Origin of the sequence: Longimicrobium sp. (genome assembly GCF_036399935.1) — a bacterium.
Classification (GTDB): Bacteria; Gemmatimonadota; Gemmatimonadetes; order Longimicrobiales; family Longimicrobiaceae; genus Longimicrobium.
The window spans coordinates 36,334-50,629 of record NZ_DASWMD010000062.1 but is presented as its reverse complement, the minus strand read 5'-3'; the positions used below and the strand labels follow the sequence as shown (position 1 = coordinate 50,629).

Here is a 14,296-nt window from a genome sequence, read left to right as displayed (position 1 = left end):
CCTCCCCGGAGCACGTAGAAGAGCCCGTTGACGATCTCCCGGAGCGGATGGGTGCGCGGCCGCCCGCCTCGTGATTTCGGCTTCTCGATGAGCGGGCGCAGCAGCTCCCACTGCGAATCGGTCAAGTCTGTCGGATATCTGCGGCTCGTCATGCCAGCCGCATACACCGTCTACTTGTGCATGTTCGTACTTTGTTCGGTTATCTCAACACCCTCTCAGGATGACATGCTTTTGCGCACCAATGACTTAAGGGCGCACCTGGCCTGGTGTGTTCCCCCTCTCCCACGCTGTTTGTGGGAGAGGGTGGACGCGTGTCAGCGCGGACGGGTGAGGGCCCCACGGCAGCCGAGGCCTCGGCCGTCGTGCCCGCTGCCGCGCCCCGACTGAAAGGCATCCGCGGTTAGATCCTTCGGCCCGCGTCGGTTGTGCCACGGGCAGGTTCGGCGCGCCTGGGCCTCAGGATGACAGGGCTCCGTGGCTCTCGATCAATCGCATCCGCACTTCCGCACTTCCGCACTTCCGCACTTCCGCACTTCCGCACTCACGCACTCACGCACTCACGCACTCACGCACTAAAAAACCGGCCGCCGGGGGCATCCCCGGCGGCCGGCTCTCGCATCCATCCCCGAAACGATCAGGGCCCGACCACGGTGGGGGGCTGCATCTCCTGGTCCTGCTGCTGCGGGCGCTGGCGAAGGCGCGGCGTCTGCCCGTAGTTGTAGCTGAACGTCAGGTACGCGGCGCGCCCGCCGAAGCGGCGCTCGCTGAACTGGTCGTACAGCGGCGCGTGGGTGCTCATCGAGAAGCCCATGCGGTTCAACGGGTCCTGCACGCGAAGCGACAGGCTGGCCCGCTCGCCCATCAGCTTCTGGCGCACCGAGAAGCTCGACATCACCATGCTCCCCATCCGCCCCTGCTCCACGTCCATGGGGGCGCGGTAGAAGAGCATCCCCTGCACGTCCAGCCGCGGCGTGACCTGGTAGGTGCCGCTCATGCGGGCCGACCAGCCGATGGCGTCGCTCGAAAGCTCCTCGCCCACGCTGCCCGCGTCCGTCACCGTGCGGAAGGCGCTGAAGCTGGCGAAGCCGTTCACCTTGCCGCGGCGCACCGAGGTGTTCAGGTCCAGCCCGTACGAGTCGTTGGTGTCCAGGTTGCGGAAGCTCACCAGCAGCGTGTCGCCGCGCACCTCGCGGATGCGGCGGATGACGTTCTCCGTACGGCGGAAGAACGGCGTCACCTGCACCGAGCCGGTGCCGAACGAGTGCTGGTAGCCCATCTCCAGCGCGTGCGTGTACTCCGGCTCCAGGTCGGGGTTGCCGGTGGAGCGGTTGCGCGGGTCTTCGCTGAACGAGAACGGGTTCAGCATGCGCGTGTCGGGGCGCTGGATGCGCCGCGAGTAGCTGAGCCGCACCTGCCGCTGGTCGTCCAGGTTCAGCGCCACCAGGCCGCTCGGGAACCAGCTCCAGTAGTCCCTGGGATAGCTTTCGCCCGTGCCCAGGCTGAAGTCGCGGCTGGTGTACTCGCCGCGCAGCCCCGCCTGCGTCTGCAGGCCGCCGAAGCCGCGGCTGAGCACGGCGTAGCCCGCGTTCACGTTCTCGTCGTAGTCGAACGCGCTGCGCCCAACCACCACCTCCCCGTCGGCGGGGCCGATGCCGAGGATCGCCTGCTCGTTGTCGAGCATGCGCAGGGTGCCCTTGTACCCCGTTTCCAGCTTGAAGCCCGCCAGCGGCCGCGTGTAGTCGGCCTGCAGCGTCAGGTTACGGGTGACCGCCTCGTTTTCCTGCCCCGTGAAGACGTCGCCGACCGTCCCGGCCGAGCCACCCAGCAGCCCTTCGGCCGTCCTGCTCGACAGCTCGTTCCGCGAGCGGTTGAAGCGCAGCTCGGCGCTGAGCTCGTTCTGCTGCGGCTGCACCGTGTGCTTGAACGAGAGCGAGCCGTCCGCCGTGAAGTCGCTGTTCTCGTTGTCCGTCAGCCCGCGCGTTTCCTGGACGAGCCCGCCCGCGGCGTCGCGGCGGACGTAGCGGTTGTCGGCCTCGGCGTCGAAGGCGCCGCGGCTCAGGAGCACGCTCGTCGACAGCACGTCGCGGGCGCCCAGGCGCAGGTCGGCGCTGCCGTTGAACAGGTGCGACTGCATGTTGAACTCGCCGCCGTTCCGCTGGTCGGTGACGTAGTCCAGCTGGCGGCTGATGGAGTCGGAGTACGCCGAAATGGTGTTGAAGCCGCGGTTCTGGCGCTCGTCGCGGCGCAGGCCGTAGTTGCCGAACAGCGTCAGCGCGCCGGCCTGGTATCCCACGTTCCCCGAGCCGTTGAACCGGCCGCCGGTGCCCACCCCCGCCTGCAGGCCGTAGCTGAGCCCCAGGTCGGCGTTCTGCTTGAGCACGATGTTCACGATCCCCGCCATCCCCTCGGGCTCGTACTTGGCCGAGGGGTTGGGGATCACCTCCACGTTCTCCACCACGTTCGCGGGAAGCTGCTGGAGGAAGGCCGCGAGCTGGTCGCCGCGCATGGGCGTCGGGCGGCCGTTCACCTGCACGGCCACGTTCTGGTTGCCGCGCAGGCTCACGCGGCCGTCCTGGTCCACCTCGACCGCGGGTATGTTGCGGAGCACGTCCACCGCGCTGCCGCCCGCCGTGGGCAGGTCCGCCGCGCGGTAGGTATTGCGGTCGGCGGCCATCCCCGTGGTCTGCCGCTCGGCCGACACGGTGACGCCTTCCAGCAGCAGCGCGCCCTCGTTCATGCGGATGGTGCCCAGGTTCGCCTCGCGGGCCTGCGGCGTCACGGCCACGACGGCGCTGGTCGCGGTGGCGAAGCCCAGCGAGCTCACCTTCACGAAGTACGATCCCGGCCGCAGCCCGTCGACGCGAAAGGCGCCGTTGCCGCGGGTGACCGCGCCGGTCACCAGCGTGCTGTCCGCCGCGCTCCACACGGCCACCTGCGCCGAGCCCAGGGGCTTGCCGGCGGGGTCGGTGACGGTGCCCAGGAGCACGCCCCCCTGCTGCTGGCCGGGGGCGCCTCCCGGCCGCATGCCTCCGGGAGCGCCGCCGGCGGGGGGCGGGCCGGCGGGCCGGGTCTGCGCGGCCGCGGGCACCGCGGCCGCCAGGGTCAGGGCCAGAAGGGATCTACCAAGCGCGTTCATATGTCCGTCGTCCGATGGCGAAGTTTTCCGGTCGTGCGTGCGTCCTACAGGTGAATAGACCCCCAAGCCGCCCAGATCGTTGGCTCCGCACGATCCGCATCCATCCTTTGTCCAATGCACGCAACCCGTTGCCACACAAGCACAAAGCTCCGGAATCGCGGGATTCCGGAGCATTAGGCTTTGATGAAGCCGCCCGGCTCCCCGCGCCCGCCGCGGGGAAACCGTGCGTCGGGGGATCACGCCGATCGCGTGCGGCGCTCCCAGATGTAGTAGACGGGAATGCCCAGCAGCACCAGGATCAGCCCCGAGAACGAGTACACGGGCTTGGCCACCAGCAGGATGGCCGCCACGGCGAACGCCGAGAACGCGTACAGCGCGGGCACCACCGGGTACCCGAACGCCTTGTAGGGCCGCGGCATGTCGGGCTGCTTCCGCCGCAGCGAGAACAGGGCGAACATCGTCAGCACGTAAAAGAGCAGCGCCGCGAAGATCACGTAGTCCAGCAGCTGCCCGTAGGTGCCGGTCAGCGTCAGCAGCGCCGTCCACACGCCCTGCGCCACCAGCGCCCACGCGGGGACGCCGTTGCGGTTCAGGTCGCCCGCGCGGGCAAAGAACAGCCCGTCGCGCGCCATGGCGAAGTACACGCGCGCCCCGGCCAGGATCAGCCCGTTGATGCAGCCGAAGGTGCTGACCAGGATGGCGCCCGCCATCAGGTACTGCCCCACGGGGCCGAACATGTGCTCCAGCGCCAGGGTGCCCACCCGCTCCTGCGGCGCCGTCTTGATCTCGTTCAGCGACAGCACCGACAGGTACGCCAGGTTGGCCAGCACGTACAGCACCGTCACCAGCCCCGTGCCCAGCGCCAGCGCCAGGGGAAGGTTGCGCTCCGGCTGCCGCACCTCGGCCGCCGCGAAGGTCACGTTGTTCCACGCGTCCGACGAGAAGAGCGACCCCACCATGGCGCTGCCGAACGCCGTCACGATCAGGGGGATGGCGATGCCCATCACCGACACCGGCGTGCCCCCCGGCGACCCCTGCCAGAAGTTGCCGAAGTTGGCGGCGATGGCGTCGGCGTTGCGGCCCAGGGTGATGCCCAGCAGGATCAGCGCGGCCAGGGCGCCGGTCTTGGCGATGGTGAACGAGGTCTGGATCCACTTGGCCTCGCGCAGCCCCCGCAGGTTCACCCAGGTGAGCAGCGCGATGATCACGATGCCCACCAGCCGCTGGTTGCTGAGCCCCAGGTCGATGGCGCCGCCCGGCATCTGGATTCCCCGGATCCCCGCGAACACGTCGGGAGACACCGCGGGGAAGAAGACGCCCAGGAACTTGCTGAAGGCCACCGCCACGGCGGCGATGGTCCCCGTCTGGATGACCATGAACAGCGTCCACCCGTACAGGAAGCCGGGCATGCGCCCCAGCCCCTCGCGCAGGAACACGTACTGCCCCCCCGCGTGGGGCATGGCCGCGGCGAGTTCGCCGTAGCTCAGCGCCGCGGCCAGCGTCATCAGCCCCGACGCCACCCACACCGCGATCAGCCCGCCGGCCGAGCCCATGTTGCGGGCGATGTCGGCCGAGACGATGAAGATGCCCGAGCCGATCATGGAGCCCGCCACCAGCATCACCGCGTCCAGCAGCGAAAGCCCCTGGCGCAGCCCCGCGTCTTCGGGCGCGCCCCTGGCCGGGGGCGCGGTGGATTCCGTCATCGGCATCGTGTGTCGGGTGGAGAGGGGGGAAAGGCGAGCAGCAGCAACTCTGGATTATACGCGCCGAGAGGGCCCAGGACAAAGGCCCGGCCGGGGATCGCTCCCCGGCCGGGCCTTTTTCGCCGACGCCCGACCGTTATCGGGCCAGCGTGACCGGCGTCTCGCCGACGGCCGCCACGGCCGGCGCCTCCACCGGGACGCGCACCTCGGCCTCGCCCTCCAGGCCGGCCGGCGCGCCCACGGCTATGTGCGGCGCGATGACCAGCGAGACGATGGACATCAGCTTGATCAGGATGTTCATCGACGGGCCGGAGGTGTCCTTGAAGGGGTCGCCCACGGTGTCGCCGGTGACGGCGGCCTTGTGCTCGTTGCTCCCCTTGTAGTACACCTTGCCGTCGATGGTGGCGCCCTTTTCGAACGACTTCTTGGCGTTGTCCCAGGCGCCGCCGGCGTTGGACTGGAACATCGCCATCAGCACGCCCGAGACGGTGACGCCCGCCAGCAGGCCGCCCAGCACCTCGGGCCCCATGGTGAAGCCCACGATCACCGGCACGATGAGCGCGATGGCGCCCGGCACGATCATCTCGCGGATGGCCGCCTGGGTGCTGATGGCCACGCAGCGGCCGTACTCCGGCTGGCCGGTGCCTTCCATGATGCCCGGGATCTCGCGGAACTGGCGGCGGACCTCCTGCACCATCGCCATGGCCGCGCGGCCCACCGCGGCGATGGCCAGCGACGAGAAGATGAACGGGATCATGGCGCCCACGAACAGGCCGGCCAGCACCCGGGCGTTGGAGATGTCGATGACGTCGATCCCCGAGATGCCCATGAAGGCGGCGAACAGCGCCAGCGACGTCAGCGCGGCCGAGGCGATGGCGAAGCCCTTGCCCGTGGCCGCCGTGGTGTTGCCCACCGCGTCCAGGATGTCGGTGCGCTCGCGCACCTCCTTGGGAAGCTCGCTCATCTCGGCGATGCCGCCCGCGTTGTCGGCGATGGGGCCGAAGGCGTCGATGGCCAGCTGCATGGCCGTCGTCGCCATCATCCCCGCGGCCGCGATGGCCACGCCGTACAGCCCCGCGAACTCGTAGCTGGCGATGATGCCGCCCGCCAGCACCAGGATGGGCAGGGTCGTCGACTCCATCCCCACCGCCAGCCCGCCGATCACGTTGGTCGCGTGGCCCGTGGACGACTGGTTGACGATGGACTGCACCGGGCGGCGGCCCATGGCCGTGTAGTACTCGGTGATCACGCTCATCAGCGCTCCCACCAGCAGCCCCACCGCCACCGCGCCGAACACGCCCATGGGGGTAAACGCCTCGGAGTTGGCGCGCTCCATCTGCATGCTCGCGGGAAGCATCCACCGGATCACGAAGAACGAGCCCACGCCGGTGAGCGCGATGGACGCCCAGTTGCCCAGGTTCAGCGCGCCCTGCACGCTGCCGTTCTCCTTCACCCGCACCAGCAGGATGCCCGCCAGCGAGAACAGGATGCCCAGCCCGGCGATGACCATCGGCAGCAGGATGGGGCTCATGCCGCCGAACTCGTCGCCCGTGGCGATCACCTCGCGGCCCAGCACCATGGTGGCCAGGATGGTGGCCACGTAGCTGCCGAACAGGTCGGCGCCCATCCCCGCCACGTCGCCCACGTTGTCGCCCACGTTGTCGGCGATGGTGGCCGGGTTGCGCGGGTCGTCCTCGGGAATGCCCGCCTCGACCTTGCCCACCAGGTCGGCGCCCACGTCGGCCGCCTTGGTGTAGATGCCGCCGCCCACCCGGGCGAAGAGCGCGATGCTCTCGGCGCCCAGCGAGAAGCCGGTGAGCACCTCCAGGGCGCGCTCCATCTCGGGCCCGTTGGCCGAAGCGCCGTCCACGAACAGCTTGTAGAACAGGATGAACAGGCCGCCCAGTCCCAGCACCGCCAGGCCGGCCACGCCCATGCCCATCACCGACCCGCCGGCGAACGACACGTCGAGGGCCTTGGAGAGGCTGGTGCGCGCGGCCTGGGCCGTCCGCACGTTGGCCTTGGTGGCGATGGTCATGCCGATCCAGCCGGCCAGCGCCGAGAACAGGGCGCCCACCAGGAAGGCGCCGATGATCAGCGGGTGCGACCGCTCGTCGGTCAGGCCCAGGTAGCCCAGGAACAGCGACGCGAGCACCGCGAAGATCACCAGCACGCGGTACTCCGCGAACAGGAATGCGCGCGCACCGTCGGCGATGTGGCCGGCGATGGTGCTCATGCGCTCGTTGCCCGCATCCTGCCGCGTCACCCAGGCGGAGCGCCAGAAGGTGTACAGCAGGGCCAGCAGCCCGAAGGCGGGGATGGCGTAAGCGATCGGTTGCATGCGAAAGGTGTTGAAAGCAATGACAAAAGGACGCGCCCGCGCCGTCCCGCCACGAGGGCGCCGACGCGAGCACGGGACCTACGGGCGCCGTCGCGCGCGATAGGATCGCGCAAAGCGCCCCGAAACGCAAGCGGCACGGACCGCGAGTTCCTTCCGTGCCACCCGCCATCCGTTCACCGGAGCGGCCCTCCGGCTCAGGCCGGGGCTGGCTCCGGGGGCCCGGCGATGGTGATCACCTCGTCGGCGCTCAGGTCGGGCGGCGGCGCCTCGGGGTGAAAGTCGTTCTCCCAGCGCGCCATCACCACCGTCGCCAGGCAGTTGCCCACCAGGTTCACCGTGGTGCGGGCCATGTCCATCAGCTCGTCGACCCCCAGGATCAGCGCCACCGCCTCCAGCGGCAGCCCGAAGCTGGCCAGCGTTCCCGACAGGATCACCAGCGAGGCGCGGGGAACGGCCGCCACGCCTTTGCTGGTGAGCATCAGGGTGAGCATCATCACCATCTGCTCGCCGAACGTCATGTCGATGCCGGCGGCCTGCGCGGCGAACACCGAGGCCATCGCCAGGTACAGCGTGGTGCCGTCCAGGTTGAACGAGTAGCCCGTGGGCATCACGAAGGCCACGATGCGCCGCGGCACCCCGATGGCTTCCATGGCCTGCATGGCGCGGGGGAGCGCGGCCTCCGACGACGTGGTGCTGAAGGCGATCAGCGCCGGGTCCTTCACCGCCCGCAGGAAGCGCTTGAGGGGCACCTTGGCGATCAGCGCCACGGGGAGCAGCACCACTAGGCCGAATACGACCAGGGCGCCGTACAGCGTAAGGATCAGCTTGCCCAGGTTCCACAAAATGCCCAGGCCGCTGTGCCCCACCGTCACCGCGATGGCCGCGCCGATGCCGATGGGCGCGTACTTCATGACGATGCCGGTGAACTTGAACATCACCTCCGACAGCCCCTCCAGCGTCCACAGCATCATCTCCTTGGGCCGCCCGCGCACCTGCGAGAGCGCCACCGCGAAGAGGATGGACCAGAACACGATCTGCAGCACCTCGTTCTTGGTCATCGCGTCCACGATGGACGTGGGGACCACGTGCTCCAGGAACCCGCCCACCGTGAGCCCCTGCGCCGTCTGCCCCATCTCCTGGGCCTTGCTGGCGTCGGCGCCGGCCAGCACCACGCCCACGCCCGGCTTGGTGAGGTTCACCGCGGCTAGGCCGATGAACAGCGCCAGGGTGGTGACGATCTCGAAGTAGATGAGCGACTTGAGCGCCAGGCGGCCCACGCGCTTCATGTCGTCGCCGTGCCCGGCGATGCCGATGACCAGCGTGGCGAAGATGATGGGCGCGATGATCGACTTGATCATGCGCAAGAAGATGTTCGACAGCGGCTTCAGCTGCTGCGAGGCTTCGGGGAAGGCCCACCCGACCAGCGTGCCGATGACCATCGACAGCAGGATCATCTGGGTGAGGGACGGACGCTTCAGTTTCGCCATCGGGGGTACGGCAGGGGTTGGCTTCGCGGGGGCGCCGCGGACGGATTCAGGAACTCTGGCCGGGCACGAAGGCGCCAAACATGCCGCCTTCGCCCCGTGCCGTCAACCGGCGGAGTTGTGGAAGCTCCGGCCCTGTTCGCTTCTGGGAGGACGACTCAAATGGGATGCGTGCACCTCGGCTCCGCTGGGGCCCTCACCCGGCCGCGCTGACACGCGTGCCACCCTCTCCCGCAAGCGGGAGAGGGTGTACACACCAGCGTCGCGCGCGGGGGGAGCCGAAGCGCACTTCAGGTTTGCCGACGACAGATGTGGCGCGCCACCATCGAGGTGACGCGCCACACTGGCTCCCTTCCCCCGCGCGGTTTGCGGGGGAAGGGCTGGGGATGGGGGCGCCGGTCGGGTGCGCCAGCTCCCGCCCATCCGGACCGAAGTGCTCCCCTCTCCGCACGTAGTTTGTGCGGGGAGGGGCCGGGGGTGGGGCCGCGTCAGTCCACGTCGGCCAGGGGCAGGGTGAGCGTGAAGGTGCTTCCCCGCCCCACCACGCTCTCCGCCGAAAGCTCGCCTCCCATTCCGCGCGCCAGGTCGCGGCTGATGGCCAGCCCCAGCCCCACCCCCTGCTGGCTGGTTTCCGTCCGCTCGCGCTCCACCTGCACGAACGGGTCGAAGATGGAGGCCAGCCGCTCCGCGGGAATCCCCCGCCCCGTGTCACGCACGAAGATGCGTACGCGCCGCCCGTCCGCCGCCGCGCCCACCCTCACCTGCCCGCCCCGCGGGGTGAACTTCACCGCGTTCGTCAGCAGGTTCACCAGCACCTGCTGCACCCGTTCGGGATCGCCGCGCGCCACCAGCCCCGGCGGACACGCCTCGCACGCGTAGTCCAGCGACCGCGCCTGCACCTGCGGCCCCACCAGCGCCTCCAGCCCCTGCAGCATGGGGCCGACGGGGACGGGCTCGTCGCGGTACTCGATGCGCCCCGCCTCGATGCGCGCGAAGTTCAGCACGTCGTTGATCAGGCCCAGCAGCACCTGCTGCGCGCGCTTGATGCGCCCCAGGTCCACCCGCTGCGCGTCGTTCACCTCGCCGCGGATGCCCAGATCCAGCAGGTCGACGTACCCCGCGATGGCGTTCAGCGGGGTGCGCAGCTCGTGGCTCATGGCCGCCAGGAACTCGCTCTTGGCGCGGTTGGCCGCCTCTGCCGCTTCGCGGGCACGGTGCTCGGCCTCGTACAGGCGGGCGCGCTCCAGCGCCTGCCCCGCGAGCTGCGCGATCGAGGTCAGGAGCGTGCGGTCGTCGGCGGGAAAGGCGTGCGGCTGGTAGTACGTCCACAGGAGGGAGCCGAACGGCTCGCCGCCGGCCTCCATCGGCAGGGCGGCCCAGGCCTGGCTGCGGCTGGCGGAGGCGGGCGGCCGGTATCCCCCCGTGTAGCGGTCTGCCCACGCCTGCGGCGAGCCCAGGTAGACGGCTTCGCCCGTGCGGCTGGCCTCGGCGATGGGAATGTTCATCGACGCGGGCCAGCGGCGCCCCGGCCCCATGCAGGCCTCCGGCGGATAGCCGACGGAGGCCAGGATCTCCAGTTCGTCCTCGCCGGGGACCCGCAGGGCCAGCACGCCGGCGTCTGCGCCCAGCGCGGAAACGCCCAGCCGCAGCACGCGCTCGCCCACCTCCCGCGGAGTGGCGGCGCCGGCCAGCGCGGCCGTCAATTCCTGCAGCCGGCGCATCCGCCGCTCGCTCGCCTCCGCCTCGCCCAGCAGCCGCCGTCGTTCGGCTTCCAGCTGCTCGCGCCCGTCCACCACCTCCATGGTGATGATCACCCCCTCCACCTCGCCGGATTCCGTCCGCAGGGGGGCGAGCGACAGGTCCAGGTAGTGGGGCTCGGCCCGGCCGTCGCCGTCCTCGTCCCACGCCGCCACCAGGCCGGCGCCGGAAAAGGGCTCCCCCGTCTGCAGCACCCGCCGCATCAGCGTGCAGAAGCCCTGGGCGTCCATCTGCGGAAAGAGCTCGGGAAGGGAGCGGCCGACGATGTCGCGCCGTCCGGCGATCTGCAGGTACCGCTCGCTCGCCGCGGCAAAGACCAGGTCGTCGCCCAGCACCACCGCCACCGCCGCGGGCGCCTGCGCGAGCACGCGCGCCAGCCACGCCGCGTCCCGTGTGGACGCGGGCGGTGCTTTCAGCGGGGATGCAGGGGCGTTGGCCACGGATGGACCAGGGGTGTCGGGAGGAGGCGGCGCGGAGACCGGCCGCATTCGGAAAGGTGGCGTGAGCCGCGCGCGCAAGCTTCGTGCTTCGAATCCGTCAGTTCCGGCCGGGCGGCGGGTCGGCGTGGCGCGCCACTTCGCGGGCACGCACCACGTCTACTTCGCCGCGGCCGGTGGAGCCGCCCGTGAGCGCCGCCACGGCCATGCCGTCGAAGGTGACCATCGCCACGCAGAGCGCCCCCGCGGCGCGCAACCGGCGCTCGGCCGGGCCGTGATAGGGGGCGACGACGTAGCTGCCGTGCAGGAGGAACACGCCCGAAACGGGAAGGGTGCCCTTGGCCCACGAGATGTCGTCGGCGCGGTCTTCGTAGTGGCTGGGAAACTCGTCCTGGTCCAGCAGGTCGCTTCGCATTCGGTGGATCTCGGGCGCATTTTCCGGTGCGCGCCCGGCTTGCGGCGCGCTCGCGGGTTGGTACGCCGCAGGCGGGCGGGTGTGCCCGGGCGGAGGTAGTGCGTGAGTGCGTGAGTGCGTAAGTGCGGGAGTGCGGGAGTGCGGGAGTGACCTGAGATGCAGGGCTCGCCGTTCCCGAAAGAGAACCCGGTGCACCCCGCCGGGGAGGAGCGACGCCCGCTGCACCGCGTTCCGCATGGTTTCGTGCACGTCGCAAGGGGCTTCTGATTCGGCGTCGCGGCGGCGGCGAGAACGTGGGTGCGGCGAAATTCCCATTTGGGAACGCGTTACGTTCCCGAATGGTAACAAAACCCCTCTCCCGGGGCTTGAAAAAACGCGTTAAGTCTTGTATTATCAAGCACCTGCACAACATGCGACCCTCGGCACGGGCGTTGCCCTTACACGGGCCAGCCAGTCACGAATCGACCGGCCGTGACTCATCGGACGACCAGAACGTCGCGGGACGCACTTTCAAACCTCTCAGGAGCCACAAATGAAGAAGCTCAGCCTGGCCGCGGCCGCTCTCCTTATCGCCGCCGCTCCCTCCATGGCCCATGCCCAGGCCGAAGGCCAGATCAACGCCAGCGCCACCATCGGCCAGGTGCTCGCCTTCGACAACACGACCGCCAAGGCCATCTCCTTCGGCAACCTGTCGCCCGACCAGACCGCCGCCGTGTCGGCCGCGGGATACATTCCGCTGAAGCACAACGTGGCCGTGCAGATCTGGTTCAACGCCCTGCCCAGCCTGAGCGACGGCACCGCCACGCTCACCACCACGTACGCGTGCTCGGTTTCGGCTACGACCACCGCCGGCACCTTCGGCACCTGCCCCACGGCGCAGGCCGACGTCTCGGCGATCTCGTCGCAGTTCTACCAGACCACCCCCGGCGGCGTGGCCACCAACTACGTCCACGTGCGCGCCACGCTGGGCCAGTCGGTGATCAACAACGCGGCGCCCGGCCTGTACTCGGCCACGGTCGAGGTGCGCGCCGCCAAGTCGAGCATCTGAAGCAGATGGCGCGGCGCCCCGGGCTGAGCATGCGTGCGCGGGGGGGCATCGCCCTCCTTGCGCTCGCGCTTGCCGCGGGGCTGCCGGGCACTGGTGCGGCGCAGGCTGCGGCGTCCCCGGAGGTCGTTCTCCTGCGGGGACGCCAGCTCGTTTTCGGATCCCTGATTCCCGGCGTCCCCGAGCGCGTTTCGGTGACGGACGCCGGCCGGCGGGCGGAGCTGGTGATCGAGGGCTCGGGGACGGTGGAGCTGATGCTGCTGCTTCCCCCCGAGCTGCAGTCGCCCGACGGCGGCCGCATTCCCCTGCGGTTCGCGCTGGGCGACGCCGCGGTGCTGGGCCCCGGCTCGGTCGAGGCCTCGCCCTTCGATCCCCACCGCGCCGTCACCATCACCCTGCACCCCGAGCGCGGGCCCACGCGCATCCTTCTCGGCGGCACGGCTGTCGCGGGAGACGGGCACCTGGGCGGCAGCTACTCGGCCACCATTTCGGTGGCCATCGTGCAGACGGTCAGTTGAGCGGGATCCCGGCAAGGTGGTACCCATGACGAACGGACAGGCGATGCGGAGCGGACGGATCGAGGGATGGGTGACGGCGCTGGTGCTTCTGCTGGCGGCGTGCTGGGCCACCCCGGCCGCGGCGGTGTCGGTGAGCCCCATCGCGCTGTACCTGGACCAGACCACCCGCACCGGCACGCTGACCCTGTACAACTCGGGGACGCTGCCGGAAGAGGTGGAGATCGGCTTCGCCTTCGGCTACCCCGTCTCGGACTCGGCGGGCAACGTGAGCGTGCCCCTGTTCGACACCGCCGCGGCCGGCGAGCCCTCGGCCGTGGAGTGGATGCGCGCCTTTCCCCGGCGCCTGCGCCTGGAGGCGGGGCAGCGGCAGGTGGTGCGCGTGATGGCGCAGCCCCCCGCCGGGCTCGCCAACGGCGAGTACTGGGCGCGGGTGCTGGTGCGCTCGCGCGGAGGGCAGCCGCCCATCGAGCAGACGCAGGGGGCGGTTACGCTTCAATTGAACGTGGAAACCGTCGTCGTCGCGGCCGCGGTGTACCGCAACGGACCCGTCACCACCGCCGTCGGCGTGCAGGCCCCCGTGGCCGTGCGCACCCCCGAGGGCGTGCGGCTGCAGCTGGACCTTGCCCGCCAGGGGAGCGCGGCGTACCTGGGACGCATTCGCGCCGAGCTGCTGGGCCCCGGCGGCGACGTCGTCGCCGAGGCGAGCGACGAGATCGCCATCTATCACCAGATGCGCCGCCGCCTGGTCATTCCCTTCACCGGGACGCTGGGCGCCGGATACCGGGTGCGCTACACGGTAGAAACGGAGCGGCCGGACCTGCCGCCTGGCGGCGTGCTGAAGGCGCCGAACGTGTCCGCAACCATCCCCGTGAGCTGACCGAACGAATGCGACTGCGTGCCGCCCTCCTGCTGCTGTGTGCAGCCGCCCTGGCCTTGACGGGGCGGCTATGCGCGCAGTCGACGGGGCAGCTGCAGGCCACCATGTACCTGCTGGAAAAGCCCCTTTCCGCCACGGGCACGCGGGCGCTTCAGTTCGGCGCCGTGGTTCCCGGGGTGGCGGCGGCGGTGCAGCCGCGCACGGCGCAGTCGGGCGAGTGGCGGCTGGCGGGCGTGCAGGGCAAGCGCTTCCTGGACATCAGCTTCGCGCTTCCCACGGCGCTGGTGAGCACCGACGGCGCCACGCTGCCCATCAGCTTCAACGGCGTGTACGCCGGGGCGTGCGAGATCTACAACGGGGCGTGCGACCCCACCACGTACGAAACGTGGAACCCCACGACCACCGTCTTTCCCACCGCGTACCGGCTGCTGGCCGAGCGCTTCCGGCCCGGCCGGGTGCGCTACAACACCGACCAGGTTTCCATCTACATCGGCGGGCGGGTGACGCCTGCCGCCACCCAGCGCCCAGGCGTGTACAGCGCCACGGTCACCGTCTACGCCGTCCCCTCCAAGAACTGAAGGC

General features: G+C 70.3%; 11 protein-coding genes. 4 read left to right on the top strand and 7 right to left on the bottom strand.

Going from position 1 to position 14,296, the window contains the following annotated elements; all coding sequences use genetic code 11:
• The 7 genes from VGB24_RS19155 to VGB24_RS19125 form a co-directional block, all read right to left on the bottom strand.
• A partial coding sequence (locus tag VGB24_RS19155; protein ID WP_331074555.1) for a transposase occupies nt 1-152 on the bottom strand: 152 nt, incomplete at its 3' end.
• Nucleotides 153-634: 482 nt separating this feature from the next.
• Nucleotides 635-3,136, bottom strand: coding sequence for a TonB-dependent receptor domain-containing protein (locus VGB24_RS19150; protein WP_331074554.1), 2,502 nt, complete (start codon nt 3,134-3,136; stop codon nt 635-637).
• A 236-nt stretch (nt 3,137-3,372) separates the two neighbouring features.
• A complete protein-coding gene (locus tag VGB24_RS19145; RefSeq protein ID WP_331074553.1) occupies nt 3,373-4,839 on the bottom strand; it encodes an APC family permease in 1,467 nt (488 codons plus the stop codon).
• Between the two features lie 136 nt (nt 4,840-4,975).
• Nucleotides 4,976-7,180: a sodium-translocating pyrophosphatase gene (locus VGB24_RS19140; protein ID WP_331074552.1), complete on the bottom strand. Its 2,205-nt coding sequence runs from the start codon at nt 7,178-7,180 to the stop codon at nt 4,976-4,978.
• 194 nt (nt 7,181-7,374) lie between these two features.
• The gene (locus VGB24_RS19135; protein ID WP_331074551.1) at nt 7,375-8,667 is read right to left on the bottom strand and encodes a dicarboxylate/amino acid:cation symporter; all 1,293 of its coding nucleotides are present in this window, start codon (nt 8,665-8,667) and stop codon (nt 7,375-7,377) included.
• Nucleotides 8,668-9,152: 485 nt separating this feature from the next.
• Nucleotides 9,153-10,862 (bottom strand): GAF domain-containing sensor histidine kinase, encoded by a 1,710-nt coding sequence (locus VGB24_RS19130; RefSeq protein WP_331074550.1) that lies wholly within the window; start codon nt 10,860-10,862, stop codon nt 9,153-9,155.
• 97 nt (nt 10,863-10,959) lie between these two features.
• The gene (locus VGB24_RS19125; protein WP_331074549.1) at nt 10,960-11,274 is read right to left on the bottom strand and encodes a hypothetical protein; all 315 of its coding nucleotides are present in this window, start codon (nt 11,272-11,274) and stop codon (nt 10,960-10,962) included.
• A gap of 532 nt (nt 11,275-11,806) precedes the next feature.
• Between VGB24_RS19125 and VGB24_RS19120 the strand changes: the two genes are divergently transcribed.
• The 4 genes from VGB24_RS19120 to VGB24_RS19105 are packed head-to-tail and all read left to right on the top strand — an operon-like array spanning nt 11,807 to nt 14,292.
• Nucleotides 11,807-12,322: a hypothetical protein gene (locus VGB24_RS19120; RefSeq protein WP_331074548.1), complete on the top strand. Its 516-nt coding sequence runs from the start codon at nt 11,807-11,809 to the stop codon at nt 12,320-12,322.
• 5 nt (nt 12,323-12,327) lie between these two features.
• Complete coding sequence (locus VGB24_RS19115; protein WP_331074547.1) at nt 12,328-12,837, top strand: hypothetical protein; 510 nt, start codon at nt 12,328-12,330, stop codon at nt 12,835-12,837.
• A 25-nt stretch (nt 12,838-12,862) separates the two neighbouring features.
• A complete protein-coding gene (locus tag VGB24_RS19110; protein WP_331074546.1) occupies nt 12,863-13,714 on the top strand; it encodes a hypothetical protein in 852 nt (283 codons plus the stop codon).
• A gap of 8 nt (nt 13,715-13,722) precedes the next feature.
• A complete protein-coding gene (locus VGB24_RS19105; RefSeq protein WP_331074545.1) occupies nt 13,723-14,292 on the top strand; it encodes a hypothetical protein in 570 nt (189 codons plus the stop codon).
• The last annotated feature ends 4 nt before the right edge of the window (nt 14,293-14,296 follow it).

Excerpts from the sequence above, each read along its gene's own strand:
- VGB24_RS19110 (WP_331074546.1), top strand. The coding sequence starts at position 12,863 with ATGACGAACGGACAGGCGATGCGGAGCGGACGGATCGAGGGATGGGTG.
- VGB24_RS19125 (WP_331074549.1), bottom strand. The coding sequence starts at position 11,274 with ATGCGAAGCGACCTGCTGGACCAGGACGAGTTTCCCAGCCACTACGAA.
- VGB24_RS19145 (WP_331074553.1), bottom strand. The coding sequence starts at position 4,839 with ATGACGGAATCCACCGCGCCCCCGGCCAGGGGCGCGCCCGAAGACGCG.
- VGB24_RS19115 (WP_331074547.1), top strand. The coding sequence starts at position 12,328 with ATGGCGCGGCGCCCCGGGCTGAGCATGCGTGCGCGGGGGGGCATCGCC.
- VGB24_RS19135 (WP_331074551.1), bottom strand. The coding sequence starts at position 8,667 with ATGGCGAAACTGAAGCGTCCGTCCCTCACCCAGATGATCCTGCTGTCG.
- VGB24_RS19120 (WP_331074548.1), top strand. The coding sequence starts at position 11,807 with ATGAAGAAGCTCAGCCTGGCCGCGGCCGCTCTCCTTATCGCCGCCGCT.
- VGB24_RS19140 (WP_331074552.1), bottom strand. The coding sequence starts at position 7,180 with ATGCAACCGATCGCTTACGCCATCCCCGCCTTCGGGCTGCTGGCCCTG.
- VGB24_RS19150 (WP_331074554.1), bottom strand. The coding sequence starts at position 3,136 with ATGAACGCGCTTGGTAGATCCCTTCTGGCCCTGACCCTGGCGGCCGCG.
- VGB24_RS19105 (WP_331074545.1), top strand. The coding sequence starts at position 13,723 with ATGCGACTGCGTGCCGCCCTCCTGCTGCTGTGTGCAGCCGCCCTGGCC.